Below are 24,231 nucleotides of genomic sequence, written 5' to 3' on the forward strand. Positions count from 1 at the left end.
AGTAGATAGTAAAGGTTCAACAGCTATAAAAAAACCCCGAAAACGGGGTTTAATTATCAAACAATGACGATATCAAGTAAGCGATTCACTCAGTTTACCTACTTAACGCTCTTAGTTAACTCTTTTAGTGCAGCGCGCTAATGTAGTCTGACAAAATGCGAATATCACGATCTGATAGTCTTGACGATACCATCTGCATCATGCCTTTCTCGCCTTCTTTATCCGCATCGTTGTAGCGCTTTTGCTCATCACCGGTGACATCGTCTTCACGGCCAGCAGCGCGGAACAGTTTAAGCTGATTGGAGATATACTCAGCATGTTGTCCGCCTAGACGCGGAAACGCAGCCCAAGAGTTACCCGCACCATCAGGACCATGACAACCGGCACAGCCAATAACGCCGCGCGACTTATCACCACCTAAGTAGAGCTTCGTTGCTTCTTCATTGGTCGCCGGATTAGCGAACCCTACGCTCCACACTGGTTGTTCAGAATAGTAGCCCGCCACGTTAGCAAGATCTTGCTGTGACAAGTTTGCCACTTGTGACTGCATGATACCATTGACTCGGTAGCCTGATTTGAAGTTGACCAATTGTTTATAGAGATACTTAACGTTCTGGCCACCTAAGTTAGCTTGTGCAGGTACGACACTTACTCCATCGACCCCGTGACAGGCAGCGCACACTGTTTCAGCGATTTGTTTACCGGCATTAGCGTCATATTCAGGAACGATAATAGCAGCTTGAACGCTGTAACTTGCAAAACATAAGCTGGCGGCAGCGATTAACTTTTTCATTGATACGAATCCTACTAACTCGGCGTAAGCATTACTTGGAGTATTTGTAATATAAAGGAGCCAGATATCTACGTACAGACATCCGATACATAATAGTCACTGTACTGTATTGTCCGCACAGTGAGTCACCTCTTAGGTCTCAATTACAAGCCGCCCAGAAGTACTTACTAACATCAGGGTTTATTTGCGATTATTATAGCAAGACTTTGATGGATTTGCCTACTTAATCATTATACCTCAGGGTTTTTATCACCAGATTAATCGCCTAAAAAGCCAATAACAGGCCATGATTTGGATCTTATTGACTCATATAATCGATTAATTGACGATAATCATCATCACTACACTCATCACATAGGCCGCCCGCTGGCATCTGAATCATGCCGTTTTTTACTGAGCTGACTAAGGCGGGCATTCCTTTTTGCTGTTTTAGCTTAGCCCAACCTGCACTATCACCTTTTTTTATTGCACCCAGCGCACCGCTATCATGGCAAGCGGCGCATGAATTTTCATAGGTCGTGGCAATATCAGCCATAGCGGGGCTACTCATTAACATACCACTTAACATCACCGCAGCGACACTACCGCCCAAAGTACGACTGGTCTTTGCAACCGTTTTGAGTAATGAACGCATCAGACACCTCCTTTGGTGCATGGGTTGTTTTACGACTGTATTTGCTAGTATTGTAACAATATATGTCATATTAATATAGTGTACTCCTGTTTACTTATGGTACATCTGACAGAAGCAAAAGCAGTAAGCTATCGTTGAGCTCAACATTTAGTATCATTAGCGCCATCAACTCATTTACCCACTTTGAGTCATCTTAAATACCTATTTGCTTTAATGTTGGGCGGTTATTGATATAATGCTTCTATTAATTATTTCAATAATGAGTCCGTTATGAGCACCCCTTACAGCGACGTTGCTAGTGAGCACGCCGTATTTAATACCAAATCGCGTCAACGTATCCAGCAGACTGAATTTATGACCTCAGCGCCTACTTTTCGCCTCTGCCCTCCTGATGCTGGGTTGGAAATTGCGTTTGCAGGTCGCTCAAACGCTGGTAAATCATCCGCTATCAACGCGTTGACCAATCAGCGCCAGCTTGCTCGCTCCTCCAAGACGCCGGGGCGCACGCAAATGATTAACTTTTTCAAAATTGGCGATACCGATAGACGCTTGGTAGACTTGCCTGGGTATGGCTATGCCGCTGTACCGCTAGAGATGAAAAAAGAGTGGCAAGTGGAGCTTGAGGAATATCTAGTCTCGCGTGAGAGCCTGGCAGGCTTAGTGCTACTGACAGATATTCGTCATCCCCTGAAGTACTTTGATGAGCAAATGCTGCACTGGGCAAAAGAAGGTGAGCTGCCCGTTCATATCTTGCTAACGAAAGCTGATAAACTCAAATATGGCGCGTCCAAAAACGCTTTGCTCAATATGCGTAAGCACCTCAAAAAAATCGGCTTAGATTGCAGTATTCAGCTGTTCTCTGCGCTGAGAAAAGAAGGTTTAGAGGAGCTGGCCGGAGTGATGGGACATTGGTACGACTACAAGCTTGGGGCAGATGGTACTATCGAGCAAGAAGCTAGCGAAACGGTTACAACACAAACTAATGAAATTGAAGTGGGCGGCTCTAGCAGTAATAATAGTGAGCACTAAAATGAGTAACCGTTGAATCTGCTTGTTTAAATACTAATTATTGAGCAAAAAAACAGGCTATCTTTTAATAAGGTAGCCTGTTTTTTTAGGGTTTGTTCGCCGTGCTTGAGTTAACTGGACAATAACTCCGCTAACGCCTCAGGCGTCTGAACTTGATAAGTGGGCTGCTGCGCGGCAAGCTCTGCATGAGTTGCAGTGCCATAATCGACCGCGATGCTCGTCATACCTAGACGATTTGCCATTTGGATATCATAGATACTATCGCCAATATAAACCGCACGGCTGACCGGCTGTTTGCTAAAGCCTAAAATATCATGGAGCATCTGCGGATCAGGTTTGGAGCCTGCTTCATCAGCGCAGCGGGTCATTATAAAATAATGCTCGCTAGCAGAGGCTGATATCACGCGGTCAAGACCGCGACGGTTTTTGCCTGTCGCTACCGCCAGCTGTTTCCCTTGAGCTTTTAGATTTTTTAACATAGCTTCTATCGGCGCAAAAAAAGGCGTGCGCGGGCTATTAGCAATATAGTAATCGGCGTAGCTTTGCTGGATAGCTAACTGCTGCTCGGCGCTTGCCTGCGGATAGAGTATCTCAATGCCGCTCAGTAAACTTAAGCCAATGATATCTTTGATGGCTTTATCATCGGTGAAAAACCCATGCGCTTCACCGGCGATGTGCATGGTTTCAACGATTAGCCCGATTGAATCCATCAACGTCCCATCCCAATCAAAGATAATAAGCGCTTTATGGGCTAAATGATGCTCAGGGGATAAGTCGGTGGTGGGGATACTGCGCTCAATAGTGGCTTCGGTCATAAATTGGCCTTTAATCTATCTTGTCTATTCATTTGCTTCTCAAAATTATAGCCGGATAGCTCAATAGCTCAATTTATTTTGGTAACTGAGTTTGCTTAGGGAGCCAGTCCGCCATCTCATCTGGCAGCGGCGCAGTAATCATCTCATAACCTGGGATATCTAAACGCCAAGCATGCAAGCAGAGACGATGGACGCCTGACTTGTCATGGACGTTGTATTTATCATCGCCTAAGATGGCGTGGCCAATATGCGCTAAATGCACACGTATCTGATGAGTACGACCGGTGAGCGGCTTGGCTTCTATTAAGCTGACCGGCTGCTCATTAACAGTGAAACGGCTATGAACGATAATATCAGTCTGACTGTCTTTGGCTTGCTCGTCCTGCGCGTCAACTTTGACGCGGCGCTCACCATTAGCTACCGTATAGCGCAGCAGTGGCGCATCAATACGCTGCTCGTCCATCACCGGCTGACCTTTGGCAATACACAGATAGTGCTTTTGAATGGTTTTATCAACCAAGTGCTGCTGCAAAGCCTTAAGCGTAGAGCGTTTTTTGGAGATCATGAGCAGCCCTGACGTATCTTTATCGATACGGTGAATCAGCTCTAGATACTTTTTGCCAGTGACCTCGCGCATGGCTTCGATGACGCCAAAATCAAGACCGCTACCGCCGTGCACCGCAATGCCCGAGGGCTTGTTGAGCACTATCAATCCGTCATCTTCATAGACCACACGTGCCAGCAGGCTCTCGGCAAATTCTGTACTGATGATAGGTTTTTCGCGAGTCGCTAATTGTACCGGCGCAATACGCACCACGTCTTCACGCTGCACCCTATCATGAGCTTTGCAGCGTTTATTATTAACGCGCACCTCATCTGAGCGAATCATCTTATAGATATGCGCTTTTGGTAGACCTTTTAGGCGGTTCAGCAAAAAGTTATCTAAACGCTGATCATGCTGATGGCGGGTGACTTCTAAGTAATTCACCTTAGCAAAATTACCAATTTCGTCGTCAGCGCTTTGCGGACGGGTTTTACTATTGAATATTACAGGAGCGTCATGGCTAGGTTTATCGTCGGTCATTGTCGAATTCGTCATTTTTAGTTAGGTATTTACACAAAGATTTGTTATAGTTTAGCATGTTGAGCACGAGTGGCGGTAATGCTACGCGTCTCATCCGATTTTAAAGCAAGATATTTGCTAATAAACCAAATACCATTTACTTAATACGCGCATAATGACAGCTTAAATAATAACTTATGTTTAGATGAGGACTTACAACCCTCTGCTTATTCATCAGTCAAGGTCGCGCTATTGAGCAAGTAAGAGTAGTTTGAACGGATAATTAATAGCTGACTTACTCAATTAGTTGAAAAACTATTGGCGGTCAAACAGATTGAACCGGTAGCGACGACATCCTACCTACAGCTTAGTAGCTATACTAGTCCCTATTTGCATCACCGTATAAGCATGAGTATTAATAATACAAATTAGTATACATGCCTAAAATGTACCGAAAAAGGTGCTGAACTACGCTGCAAAATAGGGTGACTAACACTTGAATATTTATTTTGTTTGCCAAGTACGCCCCGCTAACCTGAAGTCCCGCTATACCTTATCGAAAAAACGCTCATTATAATGAATGCTTTACTTATAAAATAATAGATAGCCTTTTTTGCAGCTCTAAACTGACAACGCGTGACTTACAACCACTATTGTCAACTGAACGCTTTCAAGCACTGTATCAAGGACACTGATTGCTCAAAACGAAAAAACTTATCGTTTTGCTGGTTTGCTTATAATGGCAACTATGTCAGGACAACCAAGGTTAGAACAATCGATTTTAGAAGCCTATTTAAATCACAGTTTTGTGACTGCCGCTAAAAAGTAGAATCTATAGCTTTACACCCTCTAGATTTTATCAGGAGCTTGATAAAGCCTTTTAGTCCTTAAGAAGCGTATGTAAACGGCTTGTTTATCCTAACGACTGGCTGTACAAGAGTTGCAAAGTAAATACGCTAGGCTAAACGTTATATTATTTTATAAACATTTTTATAAGTGTTGAGATCACCATCAGCTCTACTTGCCCATCAGCCTAACACCTAGCTTGTCATGCTTGCGCGTCCTCATAGGATATAAATATGAAGCGCATTTTGATCAACGCTACCCAAAACGAAGAGATTCGTGTTGCCCTGTGTAAAGGCAATCACCTATACGATTTCGATTTAGAAAATCGTACCCGCGAACAAAAAAAATCCAATATCTATAAAGGCCACGTCACTCGTGTTGAGCCATCGCTTGAAGCGGTATTTGTCGAGTATGGCTCACAGCGCCAAGGGTTCTTGCCTATTCGTGAGATCTCCACCGAATACTTAAGCGGCAATCCGCGTGATGAAAATATCAAAAAACTCATCAAAGAAGGCGATGAGCTCATCGTACAAGTCGAAAAAGAAGAGCGCGGTAATAAAGGCGCAGCGCTTTCGACTTACGTGTCATTGGCTGGGCGTTACTTAGTACTAATGCCTAATAACCCACGTGGTGGCGGTATCTCTCGTCAGATATCAGGTAAGCTGCGCGAAGATATGAAGCGTATGCTCGGCAATCTTGACCTACCAAAAGGCATGAGCGTCATCATCCGTACCGCCGGTATCGGTAAAACGCAAGAAGACTTGCAGCACGACCTCAATCATCTGCTCAATATTTGGCAAGCGATTCAAGAGCAAAATAAAAAGTACCCTTCACCGCGCCTGGTGCATCAAGAAGCTGGCGTCGTAACCCGCGCGGTACGCGACTATCTACGTGATGATATCTCCGAGATTTGGATCGATAACGAAAACGCCTACGTGGAAGCGGCTGGTTTTATCGATGCGGTGATGCCAAAACAAGCCGAAAAACTGCGCAAATATACCGATTATGAGCCGATGTTCTCGCGCTTCAATATCGAAAAGCAGATCGAAACCGCTTATCAGCGTGAAGTGCGCCTGCCCTCAGGCGGCTCTATCGTTATCGATCAAACCGAAGCGCTGGTCTCTATCGATATCAACTCAGCCAAATCGACTAAAGGCTCGGACGTTGCTGAGACCGCTTATCATACCAATTTAGAAGCCGCTGATGAAATCGCTCGTCAACTGCGCCTGCGTGATATGGGCGGACTGATTGTCATCGATTTTATCGATATGAATGATAACAAGCATCAAAAAGAAGTCGAAAAACGGCTGATTGATGCCACCAAATACGACCGCGCGCGCGTGCAATTCGGTGATATCTCTAAGTTTGGCTTGATGGAGATGAGTCGTCAGCGTCTGCGCCCGTCACTTGAGGAGTCGACCGGTTACATCTGTCCGCGCTGTCATGGTAACGGCATGATTCGTGATTTGCGCTCATTATCGCTATCGATTATGCGTCAAATCGAGCAGATCGCGCTAAAAGAGCGTCAAGGTGAAGTACAAGCCGAAGTGCCAACCGATATCGCTGCCTTTTTATTAAATGAAAAGCGCGACAGCTTAGTCTATCTTGAGCAAGACAGCGGTACGCGTATTACTATTTTGCCGCATGCGCATTTAGAATCGCCGAACTTCAAATTGCACTTCAATCGCGATGGCTTTGCGCCATCAAGCTACGAGCGTATCACTGATACTCAGCAGCAAGAGCATAGCGATTTGGGCTACGATGTCGATTGGCAAACGGCCGAAAATGAGCGCCCAGAACAGCAGCCAACGCGTCAGCCTCGTCAAAACTCAAAGCCCAATAGCCCCAGTAAAAGCAGCCAAAACGGGCATAACAGCCAGAGCAGCCAAAATAAGGCTCAAAGCGATAGTGCAAACTCGCGTCAGGCGCATACCTCGCAAAGTAGCCGCCGACATAATAATGAAAGCCGGACTCAAAGCGCGCAACAGTCCGCTGATCGTACGGCGACCCATAGCAATAACAACCACAGCGATCACAGTAACGAACATCGTAATCAAAGCGGCCGGAACGCCTCAAGCGCTGCTAGCCAAGCCGCAGCGACTAGCACAGCCGCGCAGCCGCAAGCTGTCGCTTGGTTATCCAACCTATTTGCGCAGGCACCGCAAGCTAAAGTCGCTAATGTCAGTAGTCGCGATGCCGCAGAAGCCATAGAAGCCTTAGTCAACACTGGCGCGCAGAGCTTAGGCTCACTGGGTCAAACCGATAGCAGTGCTTTAAGCCAAAACGAAGCGGCAAGCGTGCAAACTCAAGAGCAAAGCAATGAGAATTCAGGTTCTGATCGTCAGCAAACGCGTCAACACAAAAGCGACGATAAAGACCGCAGAGGCGATGATAGACGTCGCCGTAAGACTCGTAAGCCTAAGTCTTCGCAGTCGTCAAAGGCGCAGCAAAGAAAAGAGCAACGCGATGGCGCAAGTAGCAACCGCAGTCAAGACGATAATGACAGTACTGCTAATAACGCTACTAACGGCAGTCGCCAAGATAGCAGAGCCGACAATAAAAACAGCGCTGATAAGCGTCATAGTGAGCGTAACACCGGCAATGATCACCATAGCAGTAATGAGCGTCAAAGCAATCAGCGCGATACCGACTCTGATGAGCAGACCCTTGCTAAGCGCAAACCGCATAGCAAACGCAGCTCGCGTGGTACGTTTGCGCGCGGCGAGACGCTAGACGCTACAGCAAAATCTAGCTCTGCTGAGCAAGCTAAAGTACAGGACGCCAAGCAAAATAGTGCTAAGCAAAGCGGCCAGTCGCGTCATCATGACAATAGCGCTCAAGCTAATGCTCGCCGTAAGCAAGACCCCAACGAAGTCACCTTACAGGTCAATGAAGCGCCCGTGCAGCTCAAGACGCCAGAAGTCGTGCATCTATCGTTAGATGATAGCAAAGCGCCTGCTGCTCGCTCGTCGAAAGTGGATAAGCAAGCAGATAAGCAAACGGCCAGCCCTAAGTCTGACACTCAAAAAGCAAGTCAGACGACGGCTAAAGAGAATGCAGATAATCGCGAAAAAACGCCAAACTTAGCAGCTGATAAAAACACTGCTAGCGGAAAAGCGGAAAACGTGAAGCCGGCGGATAGTAATCAGAACGCTGATAACGCCGACAATGCTGTTACGAGCGAGCGTAAAGAAGCGACTACTGATGCAAGCGGCGCTTTTGCGCTTGACCATGATAGTTTATTTGCAGCGCGTTACGTCACGGCCAATAAATACGGGCAAGCCAGCAATGATCCACGCGTCGTGCGTCGTCAGCAGCTAGCAAATGCGCAGCCACAGGCGGACGACTCAGCGGCTGCTACCATCAGCTCTACGCCTAGCATTCGCGGCTCGGTTGGCGCTTTTATTCGCGCGACTCTTGCTTCAGCTGAGAAGCGCTTAGCCGATGAAGGCGTAATTGCTTGCTTTATTGCTGCGATAGCTGAGCACTCACAGCAAGCGGAGGGTGCCAAAGACAGTACTACTGAGCAAAACATTAGCTCTGCTACTGTCGATATCAGCACCTTTAGCTTTAGCAACTATGGCTATGACTCGCTAAGTGCCGATTATTTGCAGCGTTTTGCCGCTATGACTAGCGCTACTAGCCAAGTGGCAGTAGAGCAAGGCAAAACCTCAGAAGCACCGCGCCCTATCACTCAGCGCGCAAGTAACGATCCTCGTGGTCAGCATCCTGACTATCAAGGAGCGACTAAGCAAGCGACTTTGACTGTGCCTGAAGTTACAGGCGATACAAGTGAAGTGGACGCTGATGACGTAGAAGCGGCAGCGCTATCAAGAGAGGCGCAAGCTGAAAACATCAGCGCCGAGAGCGAGCAGCTACTGCAAGAGGAGCAGGCGCTTGCTAGTAAGGACGCTCAAAAGCAGAGTACAGCTGCTGAAGTTGCTACTGCTGATAGTGAGACGGCAGCGGCAGACAATGCGGGAGCGGAGAAGTCAAAAACGACTATCGCCAGTTATAAAAACATGATCGAAAATGTGGCTGAGCAGTTATTGCCACAAACCGGCATGTTTAATCTGACCACGCCAAAAGTGCCCAAAGCACGCACGCGCAAGCCAAAGACTGAGCACAAAAAGCCCACGCAAGCAGAAAAGGCGGAAGCTGAGCATGACAACAAACCAGCAGATAGCTAATATCAGCTGCTCGTGCAAGCAATAACAGTAAGAAAGCCCCGATAGTGAACTATCGGGGCTTTTGCTTATCAAGACTCTTTATTTGCTGAATGCTTTTGATGACAAATCAATGTGCAGCTGACTTTGCATCATCATCACCGCCGCGTATTTTACCAACGATAGTAAAAATACCAACAATAATAGCGCCAATAATAAAGCCAATAACTCCGTTTAAGATAGCGGTAGTTACGCTTTCAAAAACACCTGTCAAATGGGCAATATCCTCTACCCCATGATGCAAAAAGCCAATACCATGCACCAGAATACCACCACCAACTAAAAACATCGCTAGCGTACCGGCGATAGAGAGGAACTTCATCAGTTTAGGCGCTGCAGCAAATAAAATCTTACCTACTTTCTGGGTGAACGCTCCCTCTTTTTCCATCATATGTAGGCCTAGATCATCTATCTTGACGATGCCAGCCACCAATCCATAAATCCCCACCGTAATTGCGATAGCTAATATCGATAATACTAAGCTGCGCTCAAGGAGCGTAGCGCTAGCGGTTGAGCCTAAAGCGATAACAATAATCTCCGCTGATAAAATAAAGTCAGTACGAATAGCGCCTTTTATTTTGCGTTTTTCAAAAGCGACTAAATCGACACTTTCATCAGCATTGGCTTGCATGCGCGCGTTTTGTTCCTCATCGTGAGGCAGAACATGAGGCCAAAATCTATGAATGACTTTTTCAGCGCCTTCATAAACCAAAAATAGACCACCACACATTAGCAAAAAAGTAACTAGCGGCGGGTAGATAGCACTAATAATCAGCGCTGCTGGTACTAATATGAGCTTATTAATGAAAGAGCCTTTGGCCACTGCCCAGACAACTGGCAGCTCACGATTGGCTTTGACTCCTGTGACCTGCTCTGCGTTCAGCGCTAGATCATCACCTAATACTCCGGCTGTCTTTTTTGCCGCAACTTTGGTCATGACCGATACGTCATCCAATATCACACTGATATCATCAAGTAGCGTTAGTAAACTGGCACCTGCCATAAAGGTTCCTCAAAATTTATTATTTATAGTTATAAGCCCTTAACAAAGGCGTCAATTAACTCGTTATAGATTACCTAGACAAATTATGACATAACATAGTAAGAATGTATTTTATTTTTGATTTCCTTATAAAGGCTGTATAAAATTCGACACTGATGACATGAATACTTATATTAATGCTGTCTATTATCGATGCCCTCTGTTTTTTAGGTGATGCTAAGATAAGCGTATCTAGCTTCGCGCCTATTTAATAAAATATGTTAAGATACAATGTTTTATTTAGATTTTACTCAGATTTTATTTAAGCTTTATTCGTGCTTTATCTGCCTCTACTACCAAACCATAGATAAGCGCTAGCGCTTATAGGAAACGTTATATGTCTGTACTGCCTTTTCCAAAAGCTCGCGCGGCTAGCTATAAACCTGCTCATAACTCTGTACGCAGCAAACTAACGCGAGCGATGATGAGCTCCTTACTGGTAGTGGTAGCGGCGGGATGTTCGAACAATGCCGCTGACGCGACCAACCCTGAGATTACTACTAACACCCAAGCAGCTGCGCCTGATAACGATGCGGCAGTAGTGAGCGCTTTGCAAGCCAACTTAGACGCCTCTGGCATTGAAGAGACTGTGACTTCAGCTGTGCCTACCGCTATGGATGATATCTACTGGGTCAGCGCTGAGGGTCTACCCTCTTTCTTCACTGACAAAGCTGGCAAGCATATCATTCAAGGACAAATCATCAGCATAGGTAACGGCGCGCCTGTCGATATCAGCGCCGCACTTATGGCTTCTAATGCCCAACAAGCATTAGAAGCGGTTGACAAAGATGAGCTGATTATCTATCCGGCTACTGGAGCAACCAAAGCGGTTGTCTACGTATTCACCGATGCTGATTGTCCTTATTGCACTAAGCTGCATTCTGAGATGGATGACATCAATGCCCGCGGTATCGAAGTTCGCTATCTGGCATGGCCACGCAGTGAAGCCAGTATTCCGCTTATGGAAGCCATTTGGTGTAGCGACGATCGCGTACAGGCAATGGACCAAGCAAAAAATGAAGGTGTGAATATCTCAGCACCTGCCTGCCAGAGTCCTGTGGCTAAGCACATGCAGTTAGGCGCAAGCTTAGGCGTGCGCGGTACGCCGGCCATCTTTACAGAATCGGGGCAACAGATTGGCGGCTACTTGCCAGCGGCGCAATTGGCTGAAGCTGCGCTTAACAACTAAGCACATGCTATTGCCCTACCATTATAGTAATGCTCAATCATAGCGCTTGATTAAAAAAAGCAAATTGTAATAGTAAATGTCAAGTGACATTGATACGGGGCGTTAGGTAGACGCCACCTTTGCTTATCGGTATGATACGTTTATCACCATAATACGGCTATGCAACCTAGAGTCGATTAAGCTTTTCTTTTTAGTTTGAATTTTTATCCATCTATTTCATCGAGGATACTGTGAGTAAATCCATAAAACTAGCGATACTTGGACTCGGTACTGTCGGTACTGGCGTCGTCCATTTGATAAATGACAATTTAGACGAACTCAAACGCCGGAGTGGGCGCGATATTACCATCACTGAAGTCGGCACCCGTCGTCAGCGTGATGATATCGACCCTGCTATTACTCAAAATAGTGACCTGATGGCAGTTGCTGCCAGCAATAATGTTGATATTGTCATTGAGCTCATCGGCGGTACGACGCTTGCCAAAGACGTCATTCTACAAGCCATCAATAACGGTAAGCATGTGGTCACTGCCAACAAAGCGCTACTTGCTGAGCACGGTAATGAGATCTTCGCGGCAGCAGAAGCCAATAACGTTCATGTCGCTTATGAAGCGGCGGTCGCTGGTGGTATTCCGATTATTAAAGTGATGCGAGAGGCTTTAGCAGCTAATAAAATCGACTGGTTAGCAGGTATCATCAATGGTACAGGCAACTTCATCATGACCGAGATGCGCGATAAGGGTCGTCCTTTCGCTGATGTGCTCAGCGAAGCACAAGAGCTTGGCTACGCAGAAGCTGATCCGACTTTTGATGTTGAAGGGATTGATGCGGCGCACAAGCTTGCCCTGCTCGCCTCTATTGCTTTTGGTATTCCGCTACAGTTTGATAAAGTCTATTGCGAAGGTATTACCGATATCACCTTACAGGATGTCAGCTATGCCGAAGAGCTTGGCTACCGTATCAAGCACGTCGGTTTTGCGGTACGCCGTGATGGAGACGGTGATAATGATAAGGCAGGTATTGAACTGCGCGTTCATCCGACGCTGATTCCACAAGATGCTTTATTAGCGAACGTCAATGGCGTCAAAAACGCAGTATTGGTCAACTCACATCCACTCGGTCAGACGCTATATTATGGTGATGGCGCTGGTGCAGGCGCGACCGCTTCTGCGGTAATGGCCGATGTCATGGATTTGGTACGCGTGCTTGGTAGTGACGTGGCTGCAAAACATGTGCCGCACTTATCGTTTCAGCCGGAGCAGCTATCTGATACGCCCATCTTACGAGCAGAGCAGATGACTAGCGGGTATTATCTACGTGTGCATGCTTTTGATAATCCAGGGGTGCTGGCAGATATTACGCGTATACTCAGCGATGCCGGTATCAATATCGATGCTATTTTGCAAAAGCCTGCGCATAAAGCCGGCCAAGTGCCAGTCATTATCTTAACTTTGCCAGTGGTCGAGAGTCAGATGAACCTAGCGATTGAAAAGATAGAAAACTTAGAGGCTATCACGGATAAAGTGGTGCGTATTCGCTTGGACGAGTTGGCTTAACCGCGGCTTAATCGATTAGTGGCTAGCTTTTTTTTGCAGAATGCCTAGTACGTGGTTTAGCATTTTAAAGCAAGCCTTTAGCCCTTATAATAAAAGCACGGCTATTGCTAGCTATTAATAACGAATATCAAAAAAGGGAAAAGCTATGTCAAATGATGCAATCGTAATCGTCAATGGCGCACGGACGCCGATGGGCGGCTTTCAAGGCGCTCTAAAAGACGTCAGCGCACCTGACTTAGGCGCCGCTGCTATCAAAGCCGCTGTTGAGCGCGCGGGGGTCAGCGCAGATAGTGTGGATGAAGTGATTATGGGCTGTATTTTGACCGCAGGTTTGGGTCAAGGTCCTGCTCGTCAAGCCATGCGCAAAGCCGGTTTGCCAGATAGTACTGGCGCGGTTACTATCAATAAGCTTTGCGGCTCTGGCCTTAAAGCGGTGATGGAGGCTTATAACGGTATCAAAGCCGGTAGCTTTGATGTCGCTGTCGCTGGCGGTATGGAGTCGATGACTAATGCGCCTTATATCATGTCAGGCGCGCGCGCAGGCTACCGTATGGGCCATAAAGAAGTCAAAGATCATATGTTCTTGGATGGTCTAGAAGATGCCGAAACCGGCAAGCTTATGGGTCAGTTTGCGCAAGAGATGGCAGATAAAAAAGGCTATAGCCGCGAGCAAATGGACGAGTTTGCTATTGAATCGCTAAATCGCGCGTTAACTGCGATCAAAGATGGTCATTTCGAGAACGAAATTACGCCAGTCACTTTCGAGACTCGTAAAGGCGAGCAAACTGTCGATACCGACGAAGAGCCAGGGCTTGCTAATGCCGAGCGCATTCCTAAGCTACGTCCTGCGTTTGCCAAAGAAGGCACTATCACCGCCGCCAATGCCAGCTCCATCTCAGATGGCGGCGCGGCAGTAGTGGTGATGAAAGAGTCGCAGGCGAAAAACGAGGGCTTAGATTTTCAAGCGCGTATTATCGCTACTGCCTCAAACTCTCGTCATCCTAGCGAGTTCACTATCGCGCCTATAGGAGCGATCGAAAAGGTCTTAGATAAAGCAGGTTGGTCTGTTGCTGATGTCGATCTTTGGGAGATTAATGAAGCCTTTGCTATGGTGACTATGGCGGCTATGGACGAGCTCAATATCGAACATAGTAAAGTCAACGTTGAAGGCGGTGCTTGTGCGTTGGGTCATCCTGTTGGCTGCTCTGGAGCACGTATCTTGATCACCTTAATCAACTCGCTACAACGTACTGGCGGCAAAAAAGGCATCGCGACCCTATGTATCGGTGGCGGCGAAGCGGTAGCAGTGGCTATCGAACTACCATAGAGCAAAATGCTCAGTTTTTAGTCTAACCATTTATTCATTATGACCGCATCAGCTCAAGCTATGCGGTTTTTTATTTTAGTCAAAATCCCAAAAATAGCACAAAAAAGTCTTTACTGTAAACAAGCGTTAACTTATACCTTCGCCATGTTATAGCACTTACAGCCTTTTACACGCTTTTACGTCTATCGCACATTTTGCTACCTCGCTTATATACCCCCTGCCCCGTGCTCTTGTTATTCTAATAACCAGTTGAGGTGAGGTAATTGACAATAACTAATTCACTTACTGAACTGAAATTTTACAGATTTTACAGAATTAGCGGCCATCAGATCAGCTGTTAAGATTTTGATTGCTATATTCTAAGTATTAGTATTTATCATTCAAATTTTCATTTTCAATAAAAATTAACTCATATAAAAGGAAGATAATAATGAGCCAACTTATCCGTTTACAAGATATTCAAGCGACTCACCGTGACCTAATTGGTGATGACTATTATGACCCAACTGGTAAAACTGCTTATGGTGTCAACGAAGAAAAAATCGGTAAAATCGATGGCGCTCTAGTTGAAGATACCACTGGTCGTATTCGCTACTTAATCGTCGACGCAGGCGGTTGGTTCAGCTCAAAAGAAGTATTGGTACCTGCAGGCCTCGCTCGTATTGTTGGTGATGATGTATTCTTTGATAGCTTGACCAAATCACAAGTAGAAGCGATGGAAGTTTATGATCACGATTATCAGTACAGCTATAAAGAGCAGTACGAAAAAGACCGTCAAGCTTTTGTAGCCGATACTGTGCCTGCTGAAGAGCGTGTAGAAATTGACGACACCCATTATGATGCGCCAAACACTCTAGAGCTACTAGAAGAACGCCTAACGGTAAATAAAGATCGTATCGTTGCAGGTCTAGTCAAAGTGGGTAAGCATGTCGTAACTGAAGAGCGTAACGTCAATGTTGAGTTAGAAGAAGAACATGCAAATATTCAGCGTACTAACGTAGACCGTGTTACTGACCGTAAAATCGGTGATGCCGGTGCAAGCGAAACTGTCGAAGTAGAGCTAGAAGCAGAACGTGCTCGCGTTGGTAAAGAGACTTACGTCACTGAAGAAGTTAGCGTTGGTAAAACGACTGAGCGTCATACTGAAACTATCGTTGAAACCATTCAGCGCGAAGAGCTTGATGTTAATGACGAAGGTAATGTTGTTGACCGTGAAGGTAACTTATATGGCCGTGACGATATCACTGCCGAAGATGTCCGCCGCGCTCGTGGTATGTAATAAGCTAAACTACTCATAAAATACTTTATGATAGTTAGAAGCAGCTGAGTCATCTCAGTAGATTAAGGCCAGAGCTAGTCTCTGGTCTTTTTTTATGTTCAGAGTGAGCTTACTACTATCAGCTATTATATGAGCTATAGCACACAACCGAGAATAACAAGGAAGACGACTATGAATAATGAATCTAATAAACCATTAAATCCAGCAACCGACATTAATAATCCTAATCTTGATAACACGCATCTTGATAACACGCATCTTGACAATACTACGGATAAGAAAATAGAAGATCATGCCAGCGAGCATAAACTTCCAGCTCCCGATGATGTGACAAGTCAAGGTAGTAACACTGCAACTGGCGTCAACCATTTAGCAGGAGCAAACGTCAATAAAGGCAGCGGCTATCTTGAGCTATTAGAAGAGCGTCCTGTAGTCAATAAAGAGCGTTTAGATGTCGGCAAGGTCACTGTCACTAAGCATGCGCGCACCAGAACAATAGATGTGCCTATCGAATTGGTCGAAGAATACATCACCGTAGCTACCGCCTATGAAGATAGTGAAAGCCAAAATATGCTATCAGGTAATTTTGATGACAAAGATATCTTGCGCCATGTTGAGCCAACTTTAGATAGTAAAGCGGTGGTCACTATTAATGGCAAGCAAGTCGAGATTGGTGATGCGCCGGTGGAGATTGTGCTATCCAGGCAAGTAGCGACCATTACCAAGGATACTTATGCTATCCAAGAAATCGATATTAGCAAAACTAAGCACACCCATACCGATACGATTCAAGTCGAACTGAAGCATGAAGAGCTCGATGTTAAAGAAGAAGGGCTATTAGAGCACGAAAATCAACATACGCTTAAAAAATAAGTCTGCATTTTTCGTCAAAACCGTATCGAATAAAAAAAGCAACGCTGCTTTATATCAGCGTTGCTTTTTTTATTTTTACAGTTTAGCAAAGTCTAATACTTCACTAAGTCTGACAATACTAGTCGATTTCATCACATTGATAGGTGTTGATATCAGACTCGCCTTCACTAGCGGTACGAATTATGCCAGTCTCGCGCGCTTGATGCGCCACTCGCCACTGGGTGAAGCCTGCACTACCATCAATTGCCGTGGTGCCTTCGTAGACTTCTGGGTTCGTACCTTCATTGGTTTTATTAACCGTAACCGTCCCTTTATCTGTACTTAGCACCGCTTCGTTGCTCTCGTCTTTATAAGTGACGTCGACTTTTAGCTCAGGCGCACATAAATAAGTGATTTGGGTGATTCCAGTGTTCACTTCAGCGACCGTATCGTCTTGTACTTCATTGAGCGTAGCATCAGGTGCGACGACGGTATCATTAGGCTCAGCAGGTTCTGCTGACATCGGCACGGCTTGCTCAGCGGCAATGTCTTCTTCTAAGCTGGGTTCAGTTTCAGGCTCTTGTTGGCAAGCGCTGAGGCTAATGACGCAAGCGAATACTCCGGTCATCATTGCAGACGCTCGTAACGATTTTGATAATCCTAGGCTCATGCCTATCTCCTAAATATATGTGCTATAAACTGACCATATTAACTTGTAAGGCTAATCAGTTATTATAACTTGACGTTCAATACCTTTGATGTTCAATACCTTTGACGTTCAATACTATAGCTTGTCACTGTCTCTGCGCCTATATCGGATTTGTAAACGAGCAGCATTGCGCTTCAAATACAAACCAAGCATAACTGTCACTAGCTCTTTGCTTTATATTAGCAAATAGTTCACTGGGTTTTAAAGTCGATTTAGCAACTTATTAGGTGAACTCACCGCTATAAAAAAACCCTCATCCAAGATAGATAAGGGTTTATAACAGCTATAAATAACCTTAAGCGCAGCTTTGCTTAGATCTTGCCATGACACTGCTTGTACTTAAGGCCAGAGCCACAAGGACAAGGCGCGTTACGGCTGATATTCATATTGGCGTAAGGGTTACCCTCTGCGCCATTAGCAGCGCCCGCCGCTGCAGCGCCGGCTAGATTGGCGCGTGCGGTTTGCGTTTGACCTTGGCTTTGGCGTTGATTTTGGCTTTGATTAGGGTTATGAGCAGCCGCTTGTTGCTCATTACCGGCAAGGCCGCTTGCGTCTTTGTGTTCAAACTGCATTTGCATACGCTCAGCATCCGCACGTTGCTGCGCTTCTAACGCTTCGATCTCTTCTTTAGTAGGAATGTGTACGCGAGATAAGTCTTGTACCGTTTCTGACTTAATCGCGCCAAGCATCATTTGGAACAGCTCAAAGGATTCGCGCTTATACTCTTGCTCGGGGTTTTTTTGCGCATAACCGCGCAGATGAATCCCTTTACGCAGCTGATCCATCTGAGTCAAGTGCTCTTTCCAGTGCTTATCTAGGCTTTGCAGCATAAAGTGACGCTCGAGCTGCGCGGCTTCTTTTTCGCCCATTTGCTCACGGCGACCTCGATAATGCTCTAACGCCGTCTGGATAATCTTGGCACGTAGACCCTCTTCATCGAGACGACGATCTTCATCTAGCCAATCGTTGATTGGCATGTAGAGCTTGAACTCGTCCTCTAGCTCATCTTCTAGCCCATCGATATTCCACTGATCATCGATAGAGCCTGGCGGTATAAATTGGTCAATCATTGCGTTATAGACATCGTAATGCATCGCCTCGATAGCTTCTAACAAGTCCATATCCGCAAGCAAATCATCGCGCTGACTGTAGATAACTTTACGCTGCTCATTGGCGACATCATCGTACTTAAGTAGGTTTTTACGAGCATCAAAATCGCGGCTCTCAACTTTACCCTGCGCGTTTTCAATAGACTTAGAAACCATCTTATGCTCGATAGCTTCATCTTCTTTGAGGCCCATTGCCTTCATCATGTTGACCACGCGGTCGCCTGCGAAGATACGCATCAGATCATCTTCTAAAGACAAGAAGAAACGTGACATACCAGGATCACCTTGACGACCGGCACGGCCACGCAGCTGATTATCGATACGGCGTGATTCGTGACGCTCTGAGCCGATAATATGTAGACCCCCTGCGGCGACGACCTGATCATGCTTTTCTTGCCATTGGGCTTTGAGCCGCTGCATCTCATCCGGACTTACTGCTTCTGGATCTGCGATAAACGACTCCCAGTTACCGCCTAGGATAATATCAGTACCACGGCCTGCCATATTGGTCGCGATAGTGACGGATTTTGGGCTACCTGCCTGCGCAATGATATCGGCTTCGCGCTCGTGCTGCTTGGCGTTTAGGACATTATGCTTGACGCCTTCTTGATCGAGTAAATACGATAACTCCTCGCTCGCTTCAATCGTTGCAGTACCGACGAGCACTGGCGCACCTTTGGCCTGAATCTCTTTAATCTCGCGGATGATGCCTTGATACTTGCCTAATTTGGTCAGATAGATCTGATCGTCCATATCGATACGGGCAATCGGCTTGTGCGTTGGGATGACAATAACGTCTAGATCATAAGTGGATTTAAATTCTGCCGCTTCAGTGTCGGCAGTACCAGTCATACCAGATAGCTTGTCATACAGACGGAAAAAGTTCTGGAAAGTAGTGGTCGCAAGCGTCTGGTTCTCCGCCTGAATCTCGACGCCTTCTTTGGCCTCGACGGCTTGGTGCAGACCCTCTGACCAGCGGCGGCCCGGCATTGTCCGGCCGGTGTTTTCATCGACGATGATGACTTCACCATCATTAACGATATAGTGGACGTTTTTGACAAAGACATGATGAGCACGAATGGCAGCTTGTACGTGTGCCAGCAGCGGTAGACGGCTTGGGCTATAAAGACTCTCGTTTTCACCAAGCTCGCCAACTTTGACTAAGAAGCGCTCAATCTTCTCGTAGCCTTTTTCGCTAATCTCAATCTGGCGATTCTTTTCATCGATCCAGAAGTCTTCGTCTTCGTTCTCTTTATTGGCTTCTTCATCTTTTGAGCGTTTAAGCAGCGGGATAATGGTGTTAATCAGCGCATACATGCGTGATGAATCTTCCGCTTGCCCTGAGATAATCAGCGGCGTACGTGCCTCATCGATCAAGATGGAGTCAATCTCATCAATAATACAAAAATTCAGCGGACGCTGTTTTTTCTCTGCAAGGCTAAAGACCATGTTATCGCGGAGATAATCAAAGCCGTATTCGTTGTTGGTACCATAGGTTATGTCCGCTTGATAAGCATCGACCTTATCTTGCGCGGGCTGCTGCGAGTAGATCACGCCTACTTTTAGACCCAAAAAGCTAAATAACGGCCGGTTTAAGTCGGCATCACGCGCGGCTAGATAGTCGTTGACGGTGACTAAGTGCACGCCTTTATCGCTGATGGCGTTTAGGTACATGGCGAGGGTTGCCATCAAAGTTTTACCTTCACCGGTCTTCATCTCAGCGATTTTACCTTCGTGCAAGGTAATACCACCGATCAGCTGCACGTCATAATGACGCATGCCGGTGACACGCAGTGAGGCTTCACGGCAGACAGCAAACGCTTCTGGCAATAGCGCATCTAGGCTCTCGCCGTTTTTATGCCTAGCCTTAAACTCCGCCGTTTTTTGCTGCAGTTGCTCATCAGACAGGGCTTGCACGCCAGCCTCTTGGGCGTTAATTTTAGCGACCACTTTGCGCATACGCTTGAGCTCACGGTCATTTTTGGTGCCAACCACACTGCCTACAATCTTTGATAACATAATTTATTAACCTATGGAAATATTCAATAATTAAAGCGCGTAAGCCCAGATGTAGCCCAACGCTTTATTATTACCCAACTTTTTATTACTTAATTTTTTATTACTTAACTTTTCATTACTCAACTCAGTCTGTCGCCATTATATATGGTTATGGTGCTGATGAATACAAGGGACATCGACTAGATATTCGCTGCCATGAAGCGCCCGCTCTCGTGTTAAAATAGACACTATTTTTCGCTCTAGCGCCGAGGTTTTATCCCCTCAACTTTCGCTATAAAAGCTTTATAAGAGATTATGCATGCCTGTTAAGCCCGTCAGCTCCTTATCTAATTCAAACTCTAATTCAGATTCTAATTCAGATACCCTATTAACCATTGGCGATAGCGTCTTTGACTTAGCGCATCACACGCCGATGATGGTGCAGTATCTGACCATGAAAGCCAGCTACCCAAACGCTTTGTTACTATACCGTATGGGCGATTTTTATGAGCTGTTCTTTGATGATGCCAAACGCGCCGCGCAGATATTAGACATCACTTTGACCCGCCGCGGTAATGATAAGGCCGGTAATAACATCGCTATGGCCGGCGTGCCGTTTCATGCCGCCGATAGCTATATGGCGCGGCTGATTGCAGCGGGAGAGACGGTGGTGGTTTGCGAGCAAATCGATGAATCCGCCAATCATAATACGCTAGTGCTCGCCGATAAACAAAAAAAGAATGCCGCAACCACGCCTGCTAGCGGCATCATGCGCCGCGAGGTAGTCAAGACCTTAACCGCAGGCACCATCACCGATGATGCGCTGATTAGCGCTGGCTCTACGCCAACCGTCGTCGCCATCGATATTCAGGCAGATTTTGTAGAACCATCAAAGACTAAAAGCAGTAAACAACCGCTACAAGCTGCGATCAGTCAGCTCGACTTAGCTGCCGGTACACTGACCACGCAGACGCTAACGGTAGAGCGCTTAGCCGATTACGATGCGGCTAGCGCCCAGCTCCAAACGCAAATGCTTACCGTACTAGCGCGGTTTGCGCCCAGTGAATGTATCATTAGTGAAGGCGTCGATGAGCAGTGGCTCGCTTGGCTACGCAGTGAGCTGGACTGCCCTATTATCGAAGTCGCGGCCAACGATTTTCATCCGGACCATGCTGGCGCTACCCTCTGCGAGCAGTTTCAAGTGCAGCGCCTTGATGGTTTAGGTATTAGCAGCTCGCCGCTTGCACAAACCAGCTGCGCGGCGCTCATTCACTACGCGCGGCAAACCCAGCAGCGTCAAATTCCGCAGGTCAATCAGCTCATCATTGAGCACAGCGACGATTATCTGATCATTGATGGAGGTAGTCAGCAAAACCTTGAGCTGTTCACCCCAGTCAGTAGTAATGGCACGTCCTTGATATCAGTGCTCAATCAGTGTCAAACGCCGATGGGTAAGCGCCTGCTGGTGCAACAGATGAAGCGGCCGCTACGTCAGCATACGCGTATCAATTTGCGCTTAGCCGCTATAGAGCAGTTATTAGCGGCCAACCATACAGCCAGTCAGCCGCTCATCAGTGAGGTGCGCGATACTCTAAATACCATCGGCGATATCGAGCGCATCAGTAGCCGTATTGGTCTGATGAGCGCCAAACCGCGTGACTTGCGTAAACTCGCTGACGGTATCGCCAGTAGTCTACAGCTCGCGCGTTTATTAACTGCCTCTGGTATCAAGGCTGAGCAAAGCGGTTTGCTGCCGATGCTCATGCAGCAGTTGCCTGACCACTTACCTGCCGTACAGCAAGTCGCGCAGCGCATTGAGCGCGCTATCATTACAGAGCCGCCAGCGCATATCCGCGATGGCGGGATGCTAGCTGCGGGCTTCGATGAAGAATTCGATCGGCTGACGCACTTGCATGATAATGTCCAAGCCACCCTCGATAATATGGCAGATGAAGCGCGGCAACAGCATAATTTGCCGAGTCTAAAAGTCGGCTTCAACAAGGTCAGCGGCTTTTATTTTGAGCTACCAAAGATGCAAGCAAAGCTGGCACCCGCCCATTTCATCCGCCGGCAAACGCTAAAGAACGCTGAGCGCTTTATCACCGAAGCGCTAAAGGAGCTTGAGACTGAATACTTAAGCGCGCAGACTTTAGCGCTAGCCCGTGAAAAGCAGCTGTATCAGCAGCTACTTAGCGAGCTGAGCGAACATCTAGCGGAGCTACAGCAACTGAGCGCCGCTATTGCACAGCTCGATGTGCTCGCTAACTGGGCCGATCTGGCCATAACTTATGACTGGCAGCGTCCGGTGATGAGTAAAGATAGCGACTCTCAAGCCCATAGCCAAACCCGTATCGATATCCGCGCAGGACGCCACGTCGTCGTCGAGTCAGTACTACAAAGGGTGAATCATGCCAAGTCCAACGCTCACTCTGCTCCCAACCATTTCGTCGCTAACGACTGCCAGCTAGGTGCAAGCGAGCATCCTGAGCGTTTACTGCTCATCACTGGCCCTAATATGGGCGGCAAATCCACTTATATGCGCCAAACTGCGCTGATTGTACTGCTCGCGCACTGTGGCAGTTTTGTCCCGGCGCAAAGTGCCCATATCGGTGATATCGATCGTATTTTTACCCGTATCGGCTCGGCAGACGATCTTGCCGGTGGCAAATCCACCTTTATGGTCGAGATGATAGAAACGGCGAATATCCTAAACCAAGCGACCAATAAATCGCTAGTACTAATGGATGAAGTCGGACGCGGTACCGCAACCACCGATGGCCTCGCAATCGCCCACGCTTGCGTTAACAAACTGCTCGAGATTGGCTGCTTGACGTTATTTGCCACCCATTACTTTGAGCTGACCCAGTTGGCAGCGCAGAACAAAGGTATTCGTAACGTCCATGTCGCGGCCAGCGAAGTCGATGGTCAATTATTACTGCTGCATAAAATCAAAGACGGCGCGGCTAGCTCTAGCTTCGGTTTACATGTGGCAAAAATGGCCGGTATTCCTAAGGCAGTGCTCGCTGATGCAAAACGCTATCTGCTCGATACGCTCACTGCTACTACTAGCGCTGCTGATAACAGCAAAGGCGCGCATACTGATGACAAAACTGACTTAACTCATGCCATTATCGAAGAACGTCAGCAGCCTTATGAGACCCTTGCAGACAGTAGTGCCAATAGCCCCCATAGACAGTCTACTAATACAATAGATAATCAGCAGCAAAATCAGTGGTTTACGCTACAGAGTGAATTAGACAGTATCGATCCTGATAGTCTAACGCCCAAGCAAGCGCATGATATGCTCTACTCCCTCAAGCAACTCATTAGTCGTTAAAGGGGTTTGTGAAAACACTATAAAAGCGCTAAAATATGCGTTATTTTTGCTATTTAGCATTTCGTCAAACCAATAACAGGTAGCCCTCTATGACCTTTATCGTTGCAGATAACTGCATCCTTTGTAAGCATACGGACTGTGTAGAAGTCTGCCCAGTGGACTGCTTCTATGAAGGACCGAACTTCTTAGTCATTGACCCAGACGAGTGTATCGACTGTGCCCTTTGTGAGCCTGAATGTCCGGCCAATGCCATCTTCTCAGAAGACGAAGTGCCAAAAGGACAAGAGATATTTATTGAGCTCAATGCCGAGCTTGCTCAAAAGTGGCCAAATATCACTGAGATGAAGCCAGCCATGCCAGAAGCCGAAAAGTGGGATGGCGTCGAAGGTAAGATTCAGTATTTAGAAAAGTGATGTCGCTATAAACA

At 46.7% G+C, this 24,231-nt stretch carries 16 protein-coding genes; 9 read left to right on the plus strand and 7 right to left on the minus strand.

Going from position 1 to position 24,231, the window contains the following annotated elements; genetic code table 11:
* Positions 1-124 precede the first annotated feature (124 nt).
* Both I3248_RS00845 and I3248_RS00850 read right to left on the minus strand, forming a co-directional pair.
* Positions 125-793 carry a c-type cytochrome gene (locus I3248_RS00845; RefSeq protein ID WP_025646426.1) on the minus strand — a complete coding sequence of 223 codons (669 nt, stop codon included), beginning with the start codon at positions 791-793 and terminating at the stop codon, positions 125-127.
* 298 nt (positions 794-1,091) lie between these two features.
* Positions 1,092-1,427, minus strand: a complete 336-nt coding sequence (locus I3248_RS00850) for a c-type cytochrome (protein WP_201558579.1) — start codon at positions 1,425-1,427, stop codon at positions 1,092-1,094.
* Positions 1,428-1,697: 270 nt separating this feature from the next.
* On the opposite strand from I3248_RS00850, the gene yihA reads away from it, so the two are divergent.
* Complete coding sequence (yihA, locus tag I3248_RS00855; RefSeq protein ID WP_238062203.1) at positions 1,698-2,456, plus strand: ribosome biogenesis GTP-binding protein YihA/YsxC; 759 nt, start codon at positions 1,698-1,700, stop codon at positions 2,454-2,456.
* Between the two features lie 110 nt (positions 2,457-2,566).
* On the opposite strand, the gene I3248_RS00860 is transcribed toward yihA, so the two are convergent.
* Both I3248_RS00860 and I3248_RS00865 read right to left on the minus strand, forming a co-directional pair.
* Complete coding sequence (locus I3248_RS00860) at positions 2,567-3,271, minus strand: HAD-IA family hydrolase (RefSeq protein ID WP_201600494.1); 705 nt, start codon at positions 3,269-3,271, stop codon at positions 2,567-2,569.
* A 73-nt stretch (positions 3,272-3,344) separates the two neighbouring features.
* Positions 3,345-4,355, minus strand: coding sequence for an RluA family pseudouridine synthase (locus tag I3248_RS00865; RefSeq protein WP_238062204.1), 1,011 nt, complete (start codon positions 4,353-4,355; stop codon positions 3,345-3,347).
* A 1,058-nt stretch (positions 4,356-5,413) separates the two neighbouring features.
* On the opposite strand from I3248_RS00865, the gene I3248_RS00870 reads away from it, so the two are divergent.
* Positions 5,414-9,370, plus strand: a complete 3,957-nt coding sequence (locus I3248_RS00870) for an Rne/Rng family ribonuclease (protein WP_238062205.1) — start codon at positions 5,414-5,416, stop codon at positions 9,368-9,370.
* Between the two features lie 106 nt (positions 9,371-9,476).
* On the opposite strand, the gene I3248_RS00875 is transcribed toward I3248_RS00870, so the two are convergent.
* Positions 9,477-10,409 carry a DUF808 domain-containing protein gene (locus tag I3248_RS00875; protein ID WP_238062206.1) on the minus strand — a complete coding sequence of 311 codons (933 nt, stop codon included), beginning with the start codon at positions 10,407-10,409 and terminating at the stop codon, positions 9,477-9,479.
* Between the two features lie 376 nt (positions 10,410-10,785).
* On the opposite strand from I3248_RS00875, the gene I3248_RS00880 reads away from it, so the two are divergent.
* The 5 genes from I3248_RS00880 (at position 10,786) to I3248_RS00900 (ending at position 16,672) form a co-directional block, all read left to right on the plus strand.
* Positions 10,786-11,637 carry a DsbC family protein gene (locus I3248_RS00880; RefSeq protein ID WP_238062207.1) on the plus strand — a complete coding sequence of 284 codons (852 nt, stop codon included), beginning with the start codon at positions 10,786-10,788 and terminating at the stop codon, positions 11,635-11,637.
* Positions 11,638-11,867: 230 nt separating this feature from the next.
* Entirely contained in the window at positions 11,868-13,193 is a 1,326-nt protein-coding gene (locus I3248_RS00885) for a homoserine dehydrogenase (protein ID WP_238062208.1), read from the plus strand.
* 145 nt (positions 13,194-13,338) lie between these two features.
* Positions 13,339-14,520: a thiolase family protein gene (locus I3248_RS00890; protein WP_201610096.1), complete on the plus strand. Its 1,182-nt coding sequence runs from the start codon at positions 13,339-13,341 to the stop codon at positions 14,518-14,520.
* Between the two features lie 430 nt (positions 14,521-14,950).
* On the plus strand, positions 14,951-15,799 hold the full coding sequence (locus I3248_RS00895; protein ID WP_201558603.1) for a PRC and DUF2382 domain-containing protein: 849 nt from the start codon (positions 14,951-14,953) through the stop codon (positions 15,797-15,799).
* 171 nt (positions 15,800-15,970) lie between these two features.
* Positions 15,971-16,672 carry a YsnF/AvaK domain-containing protein gene (locus I3248_RS00900; protein WP_238062209.1) on the plus strand — a complete coding sequence of 234 codons (702 nt, stop codon included), beginning with the start codon at positions 15,971-15,973 and terminating at the stop codon, positions 16,670-16,672.
* 118 nt (positions 16,673-16,790) lie between these two features.
* Here I3248_RS00900 and I3248_RS00905 read toward each other — a convergent pair whose 3' ends face one another.
* Positions 16,791-17,321, minus strand: coding sequence for a hypothetical protein (locus I3248_RS00905; protein WP_201600518.1), 531 nt, complete (start codon positions 17,319-17,321; stop codon positions 16,791-16,793).
* Positions 17,322-17,671: 350 nt separating this feature from the next.
* On the minus strand, positions 17,672-20,488 hold the full coding sequence (gene secA, locus I3248_RS00910; protein WP_238062210.1) for a preprotein translocase subunit SecA: 2,817 nt from the start codon (positions 20,486-20,488) through the stop codon (positions 17,672-17,674).
* Between the two features lie 298 nt (positions 20,489-20,786).
* On the opposite strand from secA, the gene mutS reads away from it, so the two are divergent.
* Entirely contained in the window at positions 20,787-23,804 is a 3,018-nt protein-coding gene (gene mutS, locus I3248_RS00915) for a DNA mismatch repair protein MutS (RefSeq protein ID WP_238062211.1), read from the plus strand.
* An 89-nt stretch (positions 23,805-23,893) separates the two neighbouring features.
* A complete protein-coding gene (gene fdxA / locus I3248_RS00920) occupies positions 23,894-24,217 on the plus strand; it encodes a ferredoxin FdxA (RefSeq protein ID WP_201557522.1) in 324 nt (107 codons plus the stop codon).
* Positions 24,218-24,231 lie beyond the last annotated feature (14 nt).

The sequence above is a fragment of the Psychrobacter sp. Ps3 genome, assembly GCF_022129275.1.
In the GTDB taxonomy this organism is placed as follows: Bacteria; Pseudomonadota; Gammaproteobacteria; order Pseudomonadales; family Moraxellaceae; genus Psychrobacter; species Psychrobacter submarinus.